Origin of the sequence: Ruegeria sp. EL01, assembly GCF_900313035.1 — a bacterium.
In the GTDB taxonomy this organism is placed as follows: domain Bacteria; phylum Pseudomonadota; class Alphaproteobacteria; order Rhodobacterales; family Rhodobacteraceae; genus Ruegeria.
In genome coordinates this window covers 204790-222914 of sequence record NZ_OMPS01000004.1, presented here as the reverse complement: position 1 = coordinate 222914, position 18125 = coordinate 204790, and the positions used below count along the sequence as shown (strand labels likewise).

Annotated in this window: 18 protein-coding genes; 3 read left to right on the top strand and 15 right to left on the bottom strand. The window is 55.3% G+C overall.

Features of this window, described 5'->3' with window-relative positions:
* Position 1: 1 nt before the first annotated feature.
* The 15 genes from D9K61_RS04155 to D9K61_RS04085 all read right to left on the bottom strand — a co-directional run bounded on the left by D9K61_RS04155 (position 2) and on the right by D9K61_RS04085 (position 15007).
* Positions 2-658: a class II aldolase/adducin family protein gene (locus D9K61_RS04155; RefSeq protein WP_120631981.1), complete on the bottom strand. Its 657-nt coding sequence runs from the start codon at positions 656-658 to the stop codon at positions 2-4.
* A gap of 3 nt (positions 659-661) precedes the next feature.
* Positions 662-1711: a 2-hydroxyacid dehydrogenase gene (locus tag D9K61_RS04150; protein ID WP_120631980.1), complete on the bottom strand. Its 1050-nt coding sequence runs from the start codon at positions 1709-1711 to the stop codon at positions 662-664.
* A gap of 2 nt (positions 1712-1713) precedes the next feature.
* The gene (locus D9K61_RS04145) at positions 1714-3270 is read right to left on the bottom strand and encodes an FGGY-family carbohydrate kinase (protein ID WP_120631979.1); all 1557 of its coding nucleotides are present in this window, start codon (positions 3268-3270) and stop codon (positions 1714-1716) included.
* On the bottom strand, positions 3267-4394 hold the full coding sequence (locus D9K61_RS04140) for an ABC transporter ATP-binding protein (RefSeq protein ID WP_120631978.1): 1128 nt from the start codon (positions 4392-4394) through the stop codon (positions 3267-3269). Before D9K61_RS04140 ends, D9K61_RS04145 begins: the two co-directional genes overlap by 4 nt.
* On the bottom strand, positions 4391-5500 hold the full coding sequence (locus tag D9K61_RS04135; protein ID WP_162946736.1) for an ABC transporter ATP-binding protein: 1110 nt from the start codon (positions 5498-5500) through the stop codon (positions 4391-4393). The genes D9K61_RS04140 and D9K61_RS04135 overlap by 4 nt, the downstream gene beginning before the upstream one ends.
* Before the next feature lie 3 nt (positions 5501-5503).
* Positions 5504-6361 (bottom strand): carbohydrate ABC transporter permease, encoded by an 858-nt coding sequence (locus tag D9K61_RS04130; protein ID WP_120631976.1) that lies wholly within the window; start codon positions 6359-6361, stop codon positions 5504-5506.
* Positions 6362-6373: 12 nt separating this feature from the next.
* Complete coding sequence (locus D9K61_RS04125; protein ID WP_120631975.1) at positions 6374-7297, bottom strand: carbohydrate ABC transporter permease; 924 nt, start codon at positions 7295-7297, stop codon at positions 6374-6376.
* Positions 7298-7414: 117 nt separating this feature from the next.
* A complete protein-coding gene (locus tag D9K61_RS04120) occupies positions 7415-8860 on the bottom strand; it encodes an ABC transporter substrate-binding protein (protein ID WP_120631974.1) in 1446 nt (481 codons plus the stop codon).
* A 21-nt stretch (positions 8861-8881) separates the two neighbouring features.
* Complete coding sequence (locus D9K61_RS04115; protein ID WP_120631973.1) at positions 8882-9832, bottom strand: sugar-binding transcriptional regulator; 951 nt, start codon at positions 9830-9832, stop codon at positions 8882-8884.
* A 329-nt stretch (positions 9833-10161) separates the two neighbouring features.
* Entirely contained in the window at positions 10162-11220 is a 1059-nt protein-coding gene (locus D9K61_RS04110) for a ferredoxin--NADP reductase (protein WP_120631972.1), read from the bottom strand.
* A 7-nt stretch (positions 11221-11227) separates the two neighbouring features.
* Positions 11228-11713 (bottom strand): hypothetical protein, encoded by a 486-nt coding sequence (locus D9K61_RS04105; protein WP_120631971.1) that lies wholly within the window; start codon positions 11711-11713, stop codon positions 11228-11230.
* Positions 11714-11796: 83 nt separating this feature from the next.
* Positions 11797-12960, bottom strand: a complete 1164-nt coding sequence (locus tag D9K61_RS04100) for an aromatic ring-hydroxylating dioxygenase subunit alpha (protein WP_216825744.1) — start codon at positions 12958-12960, stop codon at positions 11797-11799.
* Positions 12961-12969: 9 nt separating this feature from the next.
* Positions 12970-13233 (bottom strand): hypothetical protein, encoded by a 264-nt coding sequence (locus D9K61_RS04095; RefSeq protein ID WP_120631970.1) that lies wholly within the window; start codon positions 13231-13233, stop codon positions 12970-12972.
* Positions 13230-13820, bottom strand: coding sequence for a TetR/AcrR family transcriptional regulator (locus D9K61_RS04090; protein WP_120631969.1), 591 nt, complete (start codon positions 13818-13820; stop codon positions 13230-13232). The genes D9K61_RS04095 and D9K61_RS04090 overlap by 4 nt, the downstream gene beginning before the upstream one ends.
* A gap of 308 nt (positions 13821-14128) precedes the next feature.
* Entirely contained in the window at positions 14129-15007 is an 879-nt protein-coding gene (locus tag D9K61_RS04085) for a LysR family transcriptional regulator (RefSeq protein WP_162946735.1), read from the bottom strand.
* Between the two features lie 207 nt (positions 15008-15214).
* Between D9K61_RS04085 and D9K61_RS04080 the strand changes: the two genes are divergently transcribed.
* The 3 genes from D9K61_RS04080 (at position 15215) to D9K61_RS04075 (ending at position 17600) form a co-directional block, all read left to right on the top strand.
* Positions 15215-16273, top strand: coding sequence for a Xaa-Pro peptidase family protein (locus D9K61_RS04080; protein WP_120631967.1), 1059 nt, complete (start codon positions 15215-15217; stop codon positions 16271-16273).
* Between the two features lie 33 nt (positions 16274-16306).
* Positions 16307-16444, top strand: a complete 138-nt coding sequence (locus D9K61_RS26810; protein ID WP_162946734.1) for a hypothetical protein — start codon at positions 16307-16309, stop codon at positions 16442-16444.
* Positions 16445-16544: 100 nt separating this feature from the next.
* Entirely contained in the window at positions 16545-17600 is a 1056-nt protein-coding gene (locus D9K61_RS04075; RefSeq protein WP_162946733.1) for a helix-turn-helix transcriptional regulator, read from the top strand.
* Positions 17601-18125: the final 525 nt, after the last annotated feature.

The following is an 18125-nucleotide window of genomic DNA, read 5'->3' as shown; positions in this document are numbered from 1 at the left end:
GCTACTCCTCTGCGGCCTGTGGCCCATAGCTGGAGAATGACTCAGCGGTTTTCTCAATGTCGGCTGCGCTAAGGATATGCGGCTTGCCCAAAAGTAGGCTGTGATAATATTGGCTGGCCAACAGTTCCAATTCGCCTGCCAACCACATCGCGCGCGTCATGTTCGGGCCGGTGACGACCATGCCGTGGTTCGCCATCAGGCAACCAGCGCTGCCATCCATTGCATCCAGCACCATCTTCGACAGATCGTCTGTACCAAATGTTGTGTAGCCAGAGCATTTGATTTCGGTCGTGCCGAAGGCCGCCATCATGTAGTGGATCGCCGGAATAGGCTTGCGCAGGACCGATAAGATGGTGGCGAAGGGTGCGTGGGTGTGCACGACCGCGCCTGCATCCTGGCGCGAGGCGAGGATGCCACGGTGAAAGCGCCATTCAGTCGAGGGCTTGCACGGCCCGTCCCAGGCGCCTGTCTCGTCGTCGATGGCAATTTTTGCAACTTGATCGGGCGACATTTGCGCACTGGGAATGCCAGACGGCGTGATCAACATGTGATCGCCACAACGGGCCGAGACATTGCCTGATGCGCCTTTGTTCATCCCTTCCCGGCTCAGCTCCTGATAGGCGGCAACGACTTCGGCCCGGATTTCGGTTTCATTCATTTGTTAGGCTCCACAAAGGTTGTTCAGAGGATTTCCCGTGATGTAGTTTTTTACATCCTCGGCAAGAACTTGGGCGGCGTATTGGGCGGTCCGCACAGAAGCGCCCGCGATATGGGGGGTCAGTGTCACGTTCTCGAGTTGTAGCAATGGCCAATCGGGGGGCGTGGGTTCGACAGAGAACGTCTCGAGCATGGCCGAGCCGATGGTTCCGTCCACCAAAGCTTTATGAAGATCATCGTAATTGCACAATGGCCCCCGCGCCGTGTTGATCAACAAGGCGTCATTTTTCATCTTCGACAACGTGTCTTTGTTGATCATTTGGGTGGTCTCCTCCGTCACGCGCGGGTGCAATGAGACCACGTCGCTTTCGCCCAAAAGCGTGTCGAGCGAGACCTGTTCGACTCCGGCGGCGGTATCTGCGGGATCAAGCTGGACATAAGGATCACTGACCAGAATGCGGCAGCCAAAGGCTTGCAAAATCTTGACCAGACGGGTGCCGATCTTGCCGTATCCGATCACTCCCACAGTCATCTCGTTCAACTCGCGTCCGGTCGTGTCAGCACGGTACAGATCCCCCCGCCAAATACCTTTGCGCAGCGTTTCGTGACCCACGCGGATCTTGCGGGTTTCAGCGAGCATTGCACCGATGGTGAACTCTGCCACCGCTGAGGCATTGCGGCCAGGCGCACGGACGACTTGAACACCGCGCTTGTTGGCGGCCGCAATATCAATATTGACCGGACCGCCGCGCGAGCAGGCGATGAATTTCAAGTTCGGCAAGGCATCCAGCATTCCGTCAGTCACGGGGGACATGTGCATCACCAGGATTTCCGCATCTCCGACAAACTCCGCGACCTCATCGAAATCGCCGACAAATTCCTTGACTGGGACTTCCTCATCGCCGGCATAGCCGTGGACAGCCGGACTGTTGGGCCAATCCTCCTGTTTCAGACGGACGGTCAAATCGTGACCGGTACAAGCTTTGCGGACCTCCTGCTCAAAAACTTCGGGCAGGATGAAATAGTCGCCAATGATCGCAATTTTGCGTGCCATTTTCAGGTGTCCTTTTGATCTGCAAGCCGGTGCCATATCGGCTGAAGCGCTTCGCGCGCCGCGACGTAGTGAGGGAAGTGGTGGGAATAGGTCTCGACAAGTTTCGGGTCGGGGTCATCGCGCTCCCCCAGAAGGGGGGAGACCCATTCATTGAGACAGTCTTGCATCGTATCATAGATGCCCACAGAGACGGCTGCGATCATGGCTGCACCCGCAGCACCAGCTTCTTCGCGCATGGACTGGCGCACAGGCGCACCCAATGTCGCCGAAAGGATATTGCGCAATCCGGTGGATCGTGCGGCGCCACCTGTCAGCCGGATTTCGTCGGGCATATCCCCAATGGCAGCGTAGCAATCCCGCGCAGCAAAGCCCAATCCTTCGATCGTGCCGCGCACCAGATCACCAAAGCCGTGGTTTGCGTTCAGGCCAATAAAGCTGGACCGAGCCGTGTGGTCGATGAACGGGCCCCGCTCGCCCGCATCAGAGATATAAGGGTGATATAGCAGAGAGGCGGGATGCGTTGTCTCTAGCCAACCATCAATCAGACCGAGCAGGCGATCCTTGTCGACAGCATCCCCCAGGCTTTCAGCCACCTGTTTAGCTAGACCTAAGACCCAATCGAGGTTCAACGTACTGGCCATATTGGTTTGCATCTGGGCCGCGATGCCCTCGATAGGCATCAACATGACATAGCCGGATTTCAACGCGGTGTTCAGGCTAATGTCAGCGGCTTGTTTTGTTCGGATGTGCATCCCCGTAGTGCCGACAATGGTGCAACCAAGCGCACGGTCCTGCGCGTAAGCCCCTGCCCCCAAGGCGCTGCAGATCACATCGACATAGCCCAACACGATAGGCGTGCCTGCCAGCAGGCCTGTCTGCTCGGCCGCGGATCTGGATAAACGGTGATGGGTGGTTGCCCCGTCGCAAATCGGGGGGATCAAAGCGTTACTCGCCCCTAACCCGTAAAAACCGATTACATCATCACAATAGGCGCGCGTTCGATAATCGCCAAAGGTGAAGCACGCCTCGGATGGGTCGGTTGCCCGTACGCCGGTGAGGTTGAAGTAGAGCCAGTCTTTACAGTGAAATGCGGTCGCTGCGCGTTCCAGCCTGTCAGGCTGATGCTCCATCATATGCAGCAATTGCGCGCCCTGTTGGCAGGCATTCAGCCCAGTTCCAGTGCGCAGGAATCGTGCTGCATCCTCGGGGCGTTGACGCAGCCGCTCCGCGATCTGGCCGGCTCGTGCGTCCAGCCAAAGCCAGGCATCCCCAACCGGAGCACCAGCGTCATCGACCAGCCATGTGCCATCCCCCTGACCCGTCACGGCAACGGCGACAACACGTGTGGCAATGTCTGGGACATGTTGGCTCAACTGGCGCAGCGTTGTGGCGCAATCGTCCCAGGTTTGATCCAGTGGCTGTGTGGCAGCGCCACCTTCAGCGGTAAAATAGCGGTTCTTGACGGAGGCCGACGCGATCTGACGTCCCGTCAGATCAAAAACAATGGATTTAACAACGGATGTGCCCGCGTCAACGCCTATGATCAGATCCTTGCTCATCCAACCAACCGCGCCCCATGGCTGATTGCCATGCCAGTTTTCGGATTGAAGATATGAAGGTCGGACGGTTCCAGATGAACGGCGATTTGCTGATCTTCGACCAACTGTGTGCGGTCATGTTCGACCAGCACCAGCGATCCAGCGGCAAAATTCGCTGCAATATGGCTTTGGTCACCCAGCCATTGATTAGCCACAACCGTTGCGGGTGAGCCGGTCTCGCGCCGCTGCACTGCGTAGGGACGCACGCCAAGAACGACCTCGCCCATCTCAGTCAAACGCGTGCGCAGTTCAGCCGAGAATGCGTCAACCGGGTAGCTGAGTTCGACATCCCCATCCAGACGCAAGGACACAGTCGTTTCCGAAATGCTTGTACGTGCAGGAAAAACATTCATCGGGGGCTCCCCCACGAATGTGCCCGTAAACAAATTGGCGGGTGATTTCTTGATATCCTCGGGGCTGGCAAATTGCTGAAGCTCGCCGTCCTCCATGACGGCAATCCGATCGGCAAGCGCGTTTGCCTCGGTTTGATCATGTGTCACCAGTATCGCCGTGAGACCGCGTTCTTTGATATAGGCTTTGATCCGGCCACGCAGCAGGGTCCGCAGCTGTGGTTCCAACTGGCCCATGGGTTCATCCAGAAGGTACAGATCGGCGTCTCGGATCAGCGCGCGGGCAAGAGAGGCGCGTTGTTGCTGACCGCCAGAGATCGAAGAGGGATACTTGTCCAAAATCGCAGAAATTTCCAGCATTTCAGCGACTTCATCCACTTTGGCAGCAACATCCACGGCCGAGAAGTTGCCGCGTTTCAAAGCAAACGCGATATTGTCGCGGACCGTGACGGTCGGGTAGAGGGAGTATCCTTCAAACGCCATGGCCACATTGCGTTGCACAGGCGGCAGAGTGTGAATTTCGCGCCCGCCAATACTGATCCTGCCACGGCTGACGGCTTCGAACCCCGCGACCATGCGCAGGGTCGAGGTTTTGCCGCATCCAGACGACCCAAGAAGCGCGATGATTTCGCCCCGCGTGACCGTCATTGAGAGGTTGCGCACGGCATGCACGCCTTTGTCTATGGGGCCATAAAACTTGTCGACCGCATCAAGGTTCAACATCACATCACTCATGCGACTTTTCCTTTAACTGCAATGTCCGTCGGTTCGATCAGCGCGCCAGTCAGCTTGTCGAATAACAGTGCATTGGCAGCCTCAATCGTCACAAACGCCGCGCCTATGGCGGGGCCGTCCGTACCCGAGGGCCGGGACGCCATGATTTCGCGGCCGCGCGCGGTCAGGCACAGGTTGACGGTTTTCTCGTTCAGGGGCGTTTCCGCCTCGACCGTCACGGGCACCGCGCCTGGATGATCTTCGGGGACGAACAGAACGGATTCTGGCCGAATTCCAAGACTACAATCTTGTCCAACGACATGGCTGTAGCCCGCGTCCAGGTCGACACGTTTGTCAGAGATCAGCGCAAAGACGCCAGTTGCGTCTTTCTGCGGCGTTACATCAAGGAAATTGATCACCGGATCGCCAAACAGCCGCGCAATTTCAACATTGGCGGGGGTCAGATAAATCTGCTCGGGCGTGCCTATCTGCTGAACAACACCGCCATTGATCACGGCAATCTCGTCGCCGAATGCCATCGCTTCTTTGTAGTCCTGAGTCACATAGACAACGGTCGCATTTTGGTCCGACAGCAAGCGGGGCAGTTCAAGCCGCATTTCAAACCGTAGTTTGGCATCGACATTGCGCAAAGGATCATCGAGCAGCAGGATTTTTGGTTTGCCCGCCAAGGCCCGCGCCAAAGCAGTGCGTTGTTTTTGACCGTTGGAGAGCTCCTTCGGTTTGTGGCCCAGCACGTGGTCGATCTTCAGCAACTTTGCCAGCGCTTGCACGCCGGCTTGGATCGCGGACTTGTCCTGCTTCTGCGCGGTCAGCGGGCTGGCAATATTGGCGTGGGCGTCCATATGCGGGAAAAGCGCAAAGTTCTGGAAGGCCATCCCAATGTTGCGGTCCTCAGGCGCTACACCATCAACGTCCATGCCAGAGATTTTGATCTGGCCTGTGTCTGGTTCAATGACCCCGGCAATCAGGCGCAAAAGCACGGTTTTGCCAGCGCCTGACGGGCCGAACAGGACCAGCGTTTTGCCTTCGGGCACATGCAGGGACACACCATCGAGAACGGTATCGTCCTTGAAGCTTTTGCTGAGGTCTGTGAGTTCGAGTGACATGATTTACCCCTTCACCGCCCCAAGCGACAGACCTTCGACAAGGTAGCGTTGGGCATAAAGCGCGAGTGCGAATGTCGGCGCGATGGATAGCATGATCCCGGCTGCGATTTGCCCGTAATTGATGCCGGATGCGGTGATGAACGCCAGCGCCCCCACGGTGACGGGCTGCTTGTCGGCCGAGGCGAGGACGAGCGCAAAGATGAAGTTGTTCCAAGCGAAGATGAACGCAAGCAAGCCTGCAGCTGCGATACCGGGACCCGCCAGAGGCAGTGCTATTTTCCGGAACGTAGCCCAGAAGCCGTGACCCGCAATGCGGTAAGCGTATTCGATATCAGCCGGGATATCTTCGAAATAGCCACGTACGATCCAGAGGATCAGGGGCAGAACTATCAATTGGTAAACCCAGATGAGGCCACCATAGGTGTCGGCCAGTCCGATCTGCTGGAAATAGATGGTCAGCGGCAATAGCACCAAAAGGGGCGGTGCGAACCGGAAGGACAGAAGTGTAAACGCGATATCTTCCGAGCCTCGGAACTTCAGTCGCGCGAAAGCGTAAGCGGCGGGGACGCCGAGAAGCAGGCCGACCGTTACAGACGTGACCGACAGAAACAGCGAGTTGTAGAGGTTGGACATGAACGCGATCTCAAGCGTCGCAGTGCTGCCTTCCAATCGCCCCGAGATCAGCGAGCGGTAGTTGGTCAGTGTCGGCTCAAAAAACGGCGACGGGGGAACGCGCAAGATCGTCTCGTTCGTCTGGAATGACATCAGGAAGATCCAGAAGATCGGAAACATGAAGAACAGGATGATCACGGTGATCGCCATGCCGCGCAGGACGCTCTCAAAGGTGCTCGTGGTTTGCATCTGCAGGGCCCTCTATGCGTCGCCGCGCGCTTTTTCGCGCAGGCGCAGCCAGTTCTTGATGAAGATGTTCGACAGGAAGTAGGTGATGGCCCAAAGGATCATCAAAAGGGCGGCGGATCGTCCGACATTGGTCGATTGGAAGAAGTTCAGATAAGCCTCGACCTGAAAGACCGTCAGCGTGTCGCCAGGGCCACCTTGGGTCATGGCGTAGATGATGTCGAATTGCTGGATTGACTCGATAACACGGAACAATGTTGCGGTCAGAAGAAAAGGTGTCAGCATCGGCAAGGTGATCTTCCAGAACACAAACAGGCGGGGCACACCGTCAAGTTCGGCGGCCTCAAAAGGTTGTCGAGGAAGCGATCGGAGGCCTGCCAACAACAATATCATAATGAACGGCGTGTAGACCCAGACATCGACAATCACGACAGTCAGCATGGCCGTGGATGGGTCAGACGCCCACCGCATGTCTTCAATCCCAATGAGTTCAGCGAAATAGCTGAGCACGCCAAAGCCGGGATTGGTCATGAGTTTCCACATCAGCGACGCCAAGGCAGGCGCGGTCATCAGCGGCATCAGCAACATGATGGAGACAAAGTTGTTAAACCGGGTGCGCTTTTGCAGCAAAAGTGCGATGCCGAGACCCAGCAACAACTCCACCCCGACGGTCACAAACGCATAGGTCATAGAGACCTTGAGCGTGTTCCAGAAGGATGGGTCCGTCATGAAGTTGAGGTAATTCTCGCCCCAATTGTATTCCCGCGCCCAAGGTTGGGACAGACGGTAACGTTGCAAGGAATAGGCAACGGCGGTGAAGAACGGGATCAGAATGCCGATGCAGGTCAGCAGAGCAGGCAGGCTCAAAAGGTAAGGAAGGTACCTTTTGTTAATCTTGAACTTGCGCTTTGGTGGGTCGCCAGCGGTTGCGGTTGCCATGGCACATCTTTCTCATGCCCGCTCTGAGAGCCGGTACATCTTCTGGGGTTTCAGGGTCGTCTGGGCGTCCCGCCGCCCATTTGGAAAACAGGCGGCGGGCGCAGTTGGGTTTGGGAGTTAACCCAATCCTGCTTCCTTAAGCTGTCGATCAACGCTTTGCGCGAGTTGATCCAGCCCCTCATCCACAGGCACCTCATTGGCGACCATCTTCTGCAGCGTCGCGGCCCATTCGGTCGTCAGATCGAAGAATAGCGGCTGTGCTGTGAAGTGGATTTTCGCGCCAGGCGCAGACAGGTCATGCATGTCGACATAGCCCGAATAGCTTTCGTCCAGACGCGACCGGAAACCTGCATCTGCCCAAACGGATTTGCGAACAGGGTTAACGAAGTCCATTTCAGTGGCACCAAAAAGACCATGCTCAGGACCCGAGGCCCATTGCATGAAGTACCAAGCCGCATCTTTCTGCTTGGACGCATTTGCCATGGCCAGCGACCAGATCCAGATATTCGGCGTTGGCGCGTCAGCGTCCGGGTTTGCTGCGAAGGGTGCAAAGGACAGGTTGCCGGCTTCGGCGTTGTCGCCACCATTCATGAAATAACCCAGGATGTCGGCGTCAAAGATCATCGCGGATTTACCCGCACCAAGATCAGTGCCAGCTTGATACCACGTATGGGTTGACCAATCCGGTGCGCCACTTTCCTGGATCATCTTGACCCATTTCTCGTGCATGGCACGCGACACATCGGTGTTCATGGCCGCTGACAATTTGCCGTCATCACCAACATTCAGGTCCTTCTGGCCAAAGTTGGCATAAGCTGACAGGAAACCGGGATGGATCGTGGCCCAGGACCGTGAGCCCCGCACACCGATACCGTAAACGCCATCCAGCTTAGCGTTCGCTTCCGACGCCGTGCTGACCAACTCGTCAAGATTGGTTGGAAGCGTCAGGCCGGCTTCGCTGAACATCCGACTGTTATAGGTCAGGTTGTTCTGCTCATAGCCCCATGGGATGCACCACTGTTTGGCGTCATCCGACCCAAGGGCACCGCCCGGTTGACCATTCCACGCGCACGAATCGCGCACACCTTCGAGCATATCTTCCCAATTGTAGTCAGGATTGGTTTTGGTTTCGTCGCCGATGTATTCGTTCAGATCGTCGATCCACCCGGCAGGACCATAGGTCCATGTCATGTATGCACCGGTCATGAACGCATCATACTCACTTGACCCTGAGGAAAGTGCCGCTGTGACCTTATCGAAATAGACATCCTCTGGGAAAATGTCATATTCGACATCCATGCCTGTGAGCTCTTTGAAGTTCTCAATGTTTGCTATCATTGCATCGGCATAGGGGTGCTGGTTCAACAGAAGCTTCACGGTCGTACCCGAGTGCTTCTTCCAGTCAAATCCATTCTGGGCCAAGGCCTGAGTGGCAGCGGCGTTAACCAGTACCCCGGCCGTCGCAGCTGTTACGCCCATGGCTGCCATTCCGCGCAGCATGGAGCGTCTGCTAACTTTTCCGTCGATATACGACTTGGCTAGTCTCTTTTCCTTTTCGTACATTCTTATCCTCCCATGGATAAACTAAGTAATAAGCGCTTTTGCGGTGCGCTCGTCCGTGATGAGGCCGTTCAACAGCCCGCTTCGCAGTATCGATCCGATCGCTCGGATCTTCTCGTCGCCCCCTCCAATGGCAACAATTCTGCTGTTTTCCAGAGCGTCGATGCCGACCGACAACGTGCGGTCTGCCAGTTGGGTCTGCACACGCTTGCCGTCGTCATCGAAAAAGTGCCCTATCAGTTCGCCCACGCCTCCGCGCTTGCGAACATCTTGCATGGCACTTTCCACGACAATTCCGGCGGTGACGGTTTGCGCCGTCATCTCTGCCGTGCCAATCCCCACAAACTTCAAGGGTGACGCCGCCGCCATTTGCCGAACTTCGGGCACGCCGCGCTGCTTCAACATCACATCACGGTCTTCTGCTGAATTTGCAAAGAAGGGGACCGGCATAAAATAGGCTTCTGCTCCAGTTTTCTCAGCCAGCTTGTGCATCACATCATGGGGATTTGCTGCGAAGTTCCGCGTCAAACCACCCATCAACGAAACAAATTTGATACCTTTTGAATTGAGGCTGGTCATGTGACGCACACAAGATGCAAGAGTGCGGCCATTGCCAACGCCGATCACATCATTGGTCCCGCTGGTAATTTCGCGACCAAGAAAGCGGCCGCCTGCCAAACCAAGTGCGCGAACCGGAAGCCCTACCTCTTCAAGATCAGGAACAACTTCACAGTAAGAGAGATCATAGACCTCGCTGAGCTTCATTTCGAGCGCGGCGCATTCAGCGATTTCACCATCAAAACTGATTTTGACGATGCCTTCCTGATTGGCACGTCCAATCAGGCGGTGCGCCTTAATTTTGGTAACGCCCAATCGTTTTGCCACATCCGTCTGTGACAGCCCCCCACCATAGTGGAGCCAAGCAGCGCGCGTTGAAAGGCTTAGTTCTTCATCATGGTTGATTGAATAGGACATACGAATCGGCTCTGAGTTCCGTTGTGAAAAATATTACTCTAGTTGAAATAAATTTCAACAACTTGTTCTAAGCTCGAAATTGACACACGCACAGAGTATCTGAGCCTCGCACTGACCAACCCGACCCCGTAGACATGAAATCCAGGGCGTCAGCCCTAACGGCGCCACATTGTCAGCCCTGTTCGTACCTCAACATGAGCAGCGGATGTCAGGTTCCCTGCCATTGACCCATTCGCAATTGCTGCAATGCCCTGAAACGGGCACCCGAAAAGGGCACGCAACGTAGACTCGTTCGCATGATCCCCGCCCTAACAGCAGAACCACGCCTCTTATTTGTCGAAGCTAATACTCAGTTCATCTGAGGCTGCGACACTCTGACAGGAGAGTATATCTCCTCGGGCGACGTCACTGTCCTCCAGCGCCATTCCGGCTTGCATGTGAACCTGACCTTTGATCAGGCGCGCTTTACATGCGCCGCATACTCCAGATTGGCAGCTGAAAGGGGGGGTGAGACCCGCCGACAATACCGCATTGAGAAGGGTTTGATTTTCAGCGACCGGAACATCGTGTATCGCCCTGTCCAGTTCAACCTTTGCATTGGCGGCGATACCAATAACACTGGAGGCCGCAACCTCGACCCCTCCAAAGCTCTCCATGTGAATTCGGCCCGCCGGTACATCCAGCGCCACCAAGGCATCCTTCACATCTGCATTCATAGCGCCGGGACCGCAAACCCAGTATTGGACGTCTTGCGCCACGGGTGGGGTTTCGCTGATCGCATCCTTGATCATACTTACATCCACGCGCCCCTTTCGCCACGGGCTGTTCCAACTCCACATCGAGGGAGCGGACAGGACATGGCGCAAGGTAAACCGGTCGGCGTGATCCGCTGTTAACTTGTCCAGTTCTTTGCCAAAGAGGATGCTGTCGCCATCGGCGTTGCCATAGATCAAATGGGCCACTGAATGAGTTTCTTCTTCAAGGACAGCGTTGATCATTGCAAAAAGCGGCGTGATGCCACTGCCTGCCCCAAAGAAGTAGTGGGTGCGCCGGTACAGTGGATCAGGCGTCAGTGAAAAACGACCGAATGGCGGCATGACATCGACCGTATCACCCGGCTTTAGATGGTCACCGATATGGTTTGAGACCAGCCCATTGGCCACCCGTTTTACAGTGATGCGCAAGGGCGCGCCGGGTGGATTGGATATGGTGTAGCTGCGGCGCTGCTCGCTGTCATTGAGGCGAAAGCGCAAAGTGACATGCTGCCCTGCCTGCCAACGAAAGGTCTCTGTCAGGTTGGCAGGTAAATCGAAAATCACGCTTGACGCTTTGCCTTTGATTTCAGGCCGGATGTCAGCAACTTTCAGGGAGAAGAAGTTAGGGTTCATGGCGTCCTCAACGATAGTCGAACGTGGTGTCGAGAGCGCGGATAACCAACCGACCCGCTTGCGAGACGACAAAGAACTTGTCCGTCTGGATCATGGTTCCTGGTGTATCACCCCAGATGTAACCGACACGGGTGACGGCGGTAACATGTGTGCCGTCCTCGTCAGTCTCTGAGGTAAGTCTGGACGCACTGCGCGTGGCTTCTGTGTATCCCTGCATCGCGTCCTTCAATGTGGTATCTTGGCGCCAATCAGGAAGAGTTTCCCAATCTGACGCTGGATAGGAAAACTGCTCATCCGGCAATCCCAACCCGTATTTGATTGTGACAGTATGCACCGCCTCCGGGTGCCAGTTCTTCCATGTTGCGGCGATGGCTGTCTCATCTGTTGCTTCGAGATAACGAACCGCCAGCTCCATTGGCTCGTCCGAGGGGTTGGCCAAAACCAGCCCGGCTGCCAGAGTCATGCCGATCAGTGTTGCAAAAATACGTGTCATTGTTCTTCCAGAGTCAGAGCGGGAACTGAGGCTGTTTGTGCACCCAATTGTGGGAATATCTGGCGTCTATCCAAAGCATGCGGCTAAGACCCAGTTTCTTGTGCCTCAAGAAATTCAAGGACGGCTTGTTGGTGCTTCACCACAGGACTTTCTCCATTGGCGGCGGGGCCGACCTCGAAAAACGGGCTGGTCAAGGATTTCTGTTGTTGCTCGCAGGCATAGATATCCTCGGCGGTGAAATCACCTGACGCCATGGGATCATCTTCGCCGGTTGCATCGCCGTCTGGATATTTCAGGCCGCCGAAATCTTTCCAAAAGCTCCAACTGCGCCATTGCTGTTTCTGAAACTCCCAACCTGAGGCATTGGCCAATTTGGTGCGGTTCTCCACCCGTGTCAGGCCTGGTGCGAGGGGTGTGATTATGAAAATGTTCCAACTATCCTCACCAGCGCCGAGGCCGATACCGGGGAACAGCATCGGCACCCAGGCCCCAGCATGCGGCTCAGGGATCGTCCGTGGCGACGGCAGGTTCTTGTTCAGATCTTTTGCATAATCCGCCGCAGGTGGTTCCCAAAAGTGGTAGTGTGGACCCTTCCACCCATATTCCGCCCGCGCATGATCATACATATGCAACGTGTTCGAATGCAGATGGCTCAGGTGATAGACGTCGATGTAATTCTCGACCACGATCTTCCAGTTGGCCTTGACTTTATAGCTCTGCCGGGCTTCGGGATACTCCACCAGTTCTTCTGGTTTGTGTGGTCCCAGCAGCGGATCAACAGCGCCGAACCATTTGGCAAGGCTGGGTGGGTTTGGATCAGGATGAACAAACAGCATGCCGCGCCAGATGTCGACGCTCGCAGGTTTCAGGCCCAGGCAGGATTTGTCGATACCATTGGGATACTCCTTTGCCTCATCTGGAACAGATATCAGGTTGCCTTCCAGATCGTATGTCCAGTCATGATAGGGACACGTCAGCGCCTTTTGCGTTTTCCCGACCGCCCGGATCAATTGCGTACCGCGATGGCGGCAGATGTTGTGAAACGCCCGCAGACGGTGATCGCGTCCCATCACGATAAAGATGTTGTTCAGCCCGGCCTGAACCGAGATAAAATGGCCGGGCTTCGGTACATCCTCGGCCAGTCCCGCATAGCGCCAGCTGCGTGAGAAGATCAGCTTTTGTTCGCGGTCGAACCAGTCTTGAGACATATAGGCGTCAACGGGAAGGTGGTGATACATGCGGGTCATGGCAGCCTCTTAAACAAGCCAGATGGCGTGGGCGGGAAACAGGCTGGCCGCTATCATCATCAGTCCGAACGCCGCCCACAGAATGGCCACAGACCAGAAAAGGACCGGGTCCTGATCACGGATGATGTCAGAGACCAGCGCGGTCTGACCAGTCATGATCGATGGCATCAACCACCACAGAAACAGCAGCCCCCAGACCCAATAGAGCCCCAGGACCGCAGAAACCAAAAGAACTGGTAAGGCAACATAATTGACAAGACGCGAGGTACTCATGCCCTTGCTTCCAAGCTGGAGGCTAGGATCAGCGCGGCCTGTTTCAGCTCCTCACGCCACGCCTCTGGCGGGTTTAGAGGGGTCAGGGAATCCAAGTTAACATATGTCGCAGAGATTCCCTGTGCGACGGCCCGAATTCTTATTGCAGAAACATCAGGATAGGCGCGTCGTAGCACCAGTTCGATCACATCAAGGAACTGTGCCAAGCTATCGACGAGAGGCTGACGCATGGTGGGATGTTCAGCCACGGATGTCACCAGAGACTGATATGCCAACATCACACGCGGATCGTTGGGGGTGGCCTTGTCAAACAGCAGACCAATCAGATCGGTGGGCATGCCAGCAGGTTCCAAGGCATCCCGCAACGATATTGTCGCCGCGGCAAACCTGTCCACGACATAGGCGATCAATGCCTCAACCATTTGATCCTTGTTCCCCAAGTAGTGACGCAGGATGGGTCGCTTGACTCCTGCCTCGGCGGCGATGCGTTCCTGGGTCGCCCCTTCCAATCCGAAACGGGCCACACAAGTGAGATATGCGTCGAGGATCTGTTCTGATCGTTGGTCCTTCAGATTGGGTCGTGGCATGGGCGCTCTCGTTTATTGTCACATATGACAAATAATCACCTGAAATACATTGTCAACTATGACAGTAAACTATTTCCAACTTGGACCAATCAGATTTTAGGTCCAAGAAGTCGCTTCGCGCATCGCGGGTCTAGAACTCACTATCGGCTCGCTAAACCTGAAGACGGCTCAGATGAAGCATCGCTCCGCGAGGTTTGCTATATGTCGCAAAGGTGCGTTCCTGCCTTGGGCCTCACGACGCAGCGAAACGTTTCCGAGTACGATCAACCAACGCGGAAAATGGTGGCCAATACCTCGACGGCGGCACCTCAGTACGTTGTGCGGCCCTTCTTGGTCAGAAACTCATACAGGCCCATGGCATTTTGAGACAAAGCAACATTTTGCTTGCGACAGAGGTGATAGGAATTCCCCGGCTTTAGGCTCTGCTGTCCGATTTTAGTCAAAGCGCCGGTGCTCAGATCCTCCTCCATCATGGCTGCGTTCACAAGTGCAATGCCTGCACCTTCAAGCGCTTTGCCAACTGATTGCACATAGCTGTTGCACTGTACCCTGGGCCAATTCTTGATGTCCGGCAGATCAAGCCGTCGGAGCCAAGTTTCCCAGTTGATCCAGTCAGGGGCCAGGCTTGCAAATTCCAGGATGGGAGGTGCCATTTCGGTTTGCGCGTTCAACGTGAACATCTTTGCCTGTTCCGCCCGCTTAGCAACCTCGGGTGATGCGACCGGCACCATCTCGACATCCAGTATGCTGACACAGTCCCATCCGGGGACGTTGCCATCGCAATAGACGATCGCCAGATTCTGCGAGTCCCCCAAAAGCTCGGATGTCGATTCCGTCGTCAGGATATTGACGTCACAGGCCGCGTCACTGAACGAAAATGCCTTCAGACGTTGATGTAGCCAGAACATCGACAACGCAGTATTTGCGGCAATCTGCACGGCGGGTTGTTCTGGAACTTTGATCTTGTGAATGGCCCGGTCCAGAAACTCCAATGCGATTTCCACATCCGAGGCCAGTTCGCGTCCTGCCTCGGTGAGTTCGAGTTTGCGCCCTTCGCGCGAAAACAGTGATGCGCCAAGCCAATCTTCAAGCCTGTGAATCCGTTTGCTGACTGCCGCCTGAGTAACAAACAGCTCTTCGGCGGCCAGCGTCAGGCTTTGATTGTCAGCAGCAGCTTGGAAGAACAACAGGTTATCCAAAGGCGGAAGAGATTTGCGATAGTTTTTATTACCTCTAGTTATGATTTATCCCGACATTTTTCAATATTTTATGCGCAGCGGCAGTCCAGTAGATCTTGAGACCTCGGAAGCGCCGTCGGAGCGGCCACCCGTCATCATGCTTGAAAGAGCGATGCGTTGGAACGGGGATACAGGCGATCAATTAGGGATATCCGCATGGACCTGACTAGCTATATCAATGATGCTCGCCAGGGCCTCATCCGTCTGCCGCAAGTCGATGAAGCCAAGATGCGTCAGGAACGACTGGACCGGCTTCAGCAGCAGCTAGCTGCGAACGGTTTGGGCGGCATCCTGCTCTATGATCCTATTAACATCCGTTATGCGACCGACTGTCGGAACATGCAGATCTGGACGATGCACAATGCCGCCAGATATTGCCTTGTTCCCACCCAGGGCAAGGCGGTGATGTTCGATTTTGTAAATTGCGGGCATCTGTCGAAAGGTCTGGACACCATAGCGGAATCGCGGCCGGGAACGCTTTGGTATCACCACACCGCAGGAGACAAACGGCCCGAATTGATTGAGGCTTGGGCAGATGAACTGGCTGACGTTATCACCGAGCGCTGCGGCAATTCACGAATCGCCATCGACAAGCTTGAACCGGGCGGTCGCACGGCGCTGACCGAACGACAGATTACGACTGTTTTCGGTCAGGACATTATTGAACGGGCGCGTAGCATCAAAACACCCGAAGAACTTAAGGCTCAAAAGCACTCCGCGCTTGTGTGCATGACCGCACTGCGCGCCATGCGTGACATGACCATCCCCGGCGCGACCGAGAATGATCTTTGGGCTGTCCTGGCGTCAATGAACTCAAACCTCGGTGGCGACTATATCGAAACCAAACTGGTCGTCGCGGGCAGCAACACAAACCCGTGGTATACCGAGGCAAGCAACAAGGCGCTGGAACCCGGTGAGTTCTTGGCAATCGACACCGATATGATCGGCCCATTTGGGTATAACACCGACATCTCGCGCACGTGGCTTTGCCAATCAGCAAAGCCGACGCCCGAACAGAAGACGCTGTATCAGACGTCCTATGATCAGGTGCACACCAATATGGGGCTGATCAAAGCGGGCGTTTCTCTGCGTGAGTTTGCCGGGAAAGCGTGGAAGATGCCTGAAAAGTATCAGGACCTTGACTGCCGCGTTTTGGTCCATGGCACCGGCATGTGCAACGAGTACCCGCAGGTGCCCCCCCTCGCCTTCTGGTAGCGTACCGGCTACGACGGCGTGTTCGAAGAAAACATGACCCTGTCCATCGAAAGCTACATCGGTGAGGTCGGACGTTCCCACGGTGTGAAGCTTGAGCAAATGGTGCGGGTCACCAAGGCAGGGTGTGAGATCATCGCCGATTTTCCGTTTGAAAATGAACTGTTGAATTAGCGCGGTGACATTTCGCGGTCTGGCGTTCGGCGACACGCGTTCTCTGCAGGAAAAAATGTGACTGGACCATTTCTATCAACGTCGTCAAATGGGGTGCATCATGGCTGAGCAAAATACTCTGACCTCCCTCAAGATCGACACCAACATGCTGCCCGAAAAGCAGCAATATGCGTTCTTTCGCGAGCAATTGTTCGACTCGGCCGGGATCGAGGTTGATCGGGATGGTCCATCGGACAACCCGTTCAGCTTCATCGCCGAATACAACCGGACTGCGGCGCTGACGTTATATCGGTATCAGAGCATAACGCCGTGTTTCCTGAGACGGTCAGAACAAGGCATGGCGCGCGCGGAAATGAATGCCTTTGGGGTTCACTACCGGTACAGCGGAAATGACCTGGCGACGCATTACTCTGATGGCAAAGGGTTAACCAGATCGGGCGATCTCCGTTCGTTGGATACTGAACGCCCCTTTTTCTATCAGCACGAGGGTGTTGTTGTTTATACGCTTAACCTGCACCGTCCAAAACTGCAGAGCGAGGTTCCCGGACTCTCAAACCTGCATAACATGATCTTACGCAGTAGTCCGGTGACCAGGATTTTGAAAACCGCGATAAGAGATGTGTTTTCCGAACTTAGAAACGCAGATGACAGCGAGGTCGGAACACTTTCCGATATGCTGCACAAACTTGCTGTGGATGCGATCAGACACCAATGGATACAAGAGCTGGAAAGCCTTGAGATCCGCAGCGAGACTGTGCTTTGTACCATCGTCGATTACATTCACCAGAATTTTCACAACCGCGATCTATCGCCGGAAATGATCTCGAAAGAGCTTGGTATTTCCCGGTCAAAACTTTACCAGGTCTGTCAGCAAGTTGATACCCCGCAACGCCTTATCCGTTTGATACGACTTGAAAAAGCGTCCGGTTTTTTCCGGACTGCGGCTGATTGCAACGTGGGCGATGTCGCATACCGGACCGGGTTTTCCAGCCGCCCAGCGCTGTCGCGTGCGTTTATCGATCATTATGGCGTTTCTCCGAGCGAATACCGCGAGGGGTTGCGCGTCCGAACGCCCAGACAGGACCCTCGCGAAAGTTCGCCAGAAAGCGTCTGGGAGACGTTGCGGGCGTCTTTGAAAGCAGCTGCACTGGGTTGAATTCCGCCTGAAAGGGTCTTGACTTTCGGGCAGTGGTTCGGAAACCTGCGACACACCGTGGTATCGATTGGACCCGGACGGAACCGTCTGACCTCCGTCGCGTCGACGACCGTGTTGCGATTGGCGCGATGGCTATCAGCCCAATTGCCGAAAACACCCGAAGCCGGGTTTTCCAAAGCGTCAGTTCACGCGCAAAATCCCGATGCGTGGCGGACGTAAGATCAGAAACCAAACTCTGTTTCACGCCGATAGCGTCGCCGGACTCCTGTCGCGCAAGTTGATGTGCGAACGGCAGTAATCATCTGGTGATTCCTTTCGGTTTGGAGCTGCCTACATTGGGCCTGCTTCTGGCGCCGGGGACGAAGTACACACAGTACATAAGCGGTATCATAGCGTTCAAATACAGGCGTTTCCGGGTCCGATCAGTTGCAATGATTTTGCCAATCGCTGAACTGAAATCGAAAGAGTACGAGGTTTCAGATGGTTCGCGTTAACGCCTTCAAAAGTTACGACGGAATTGGATTT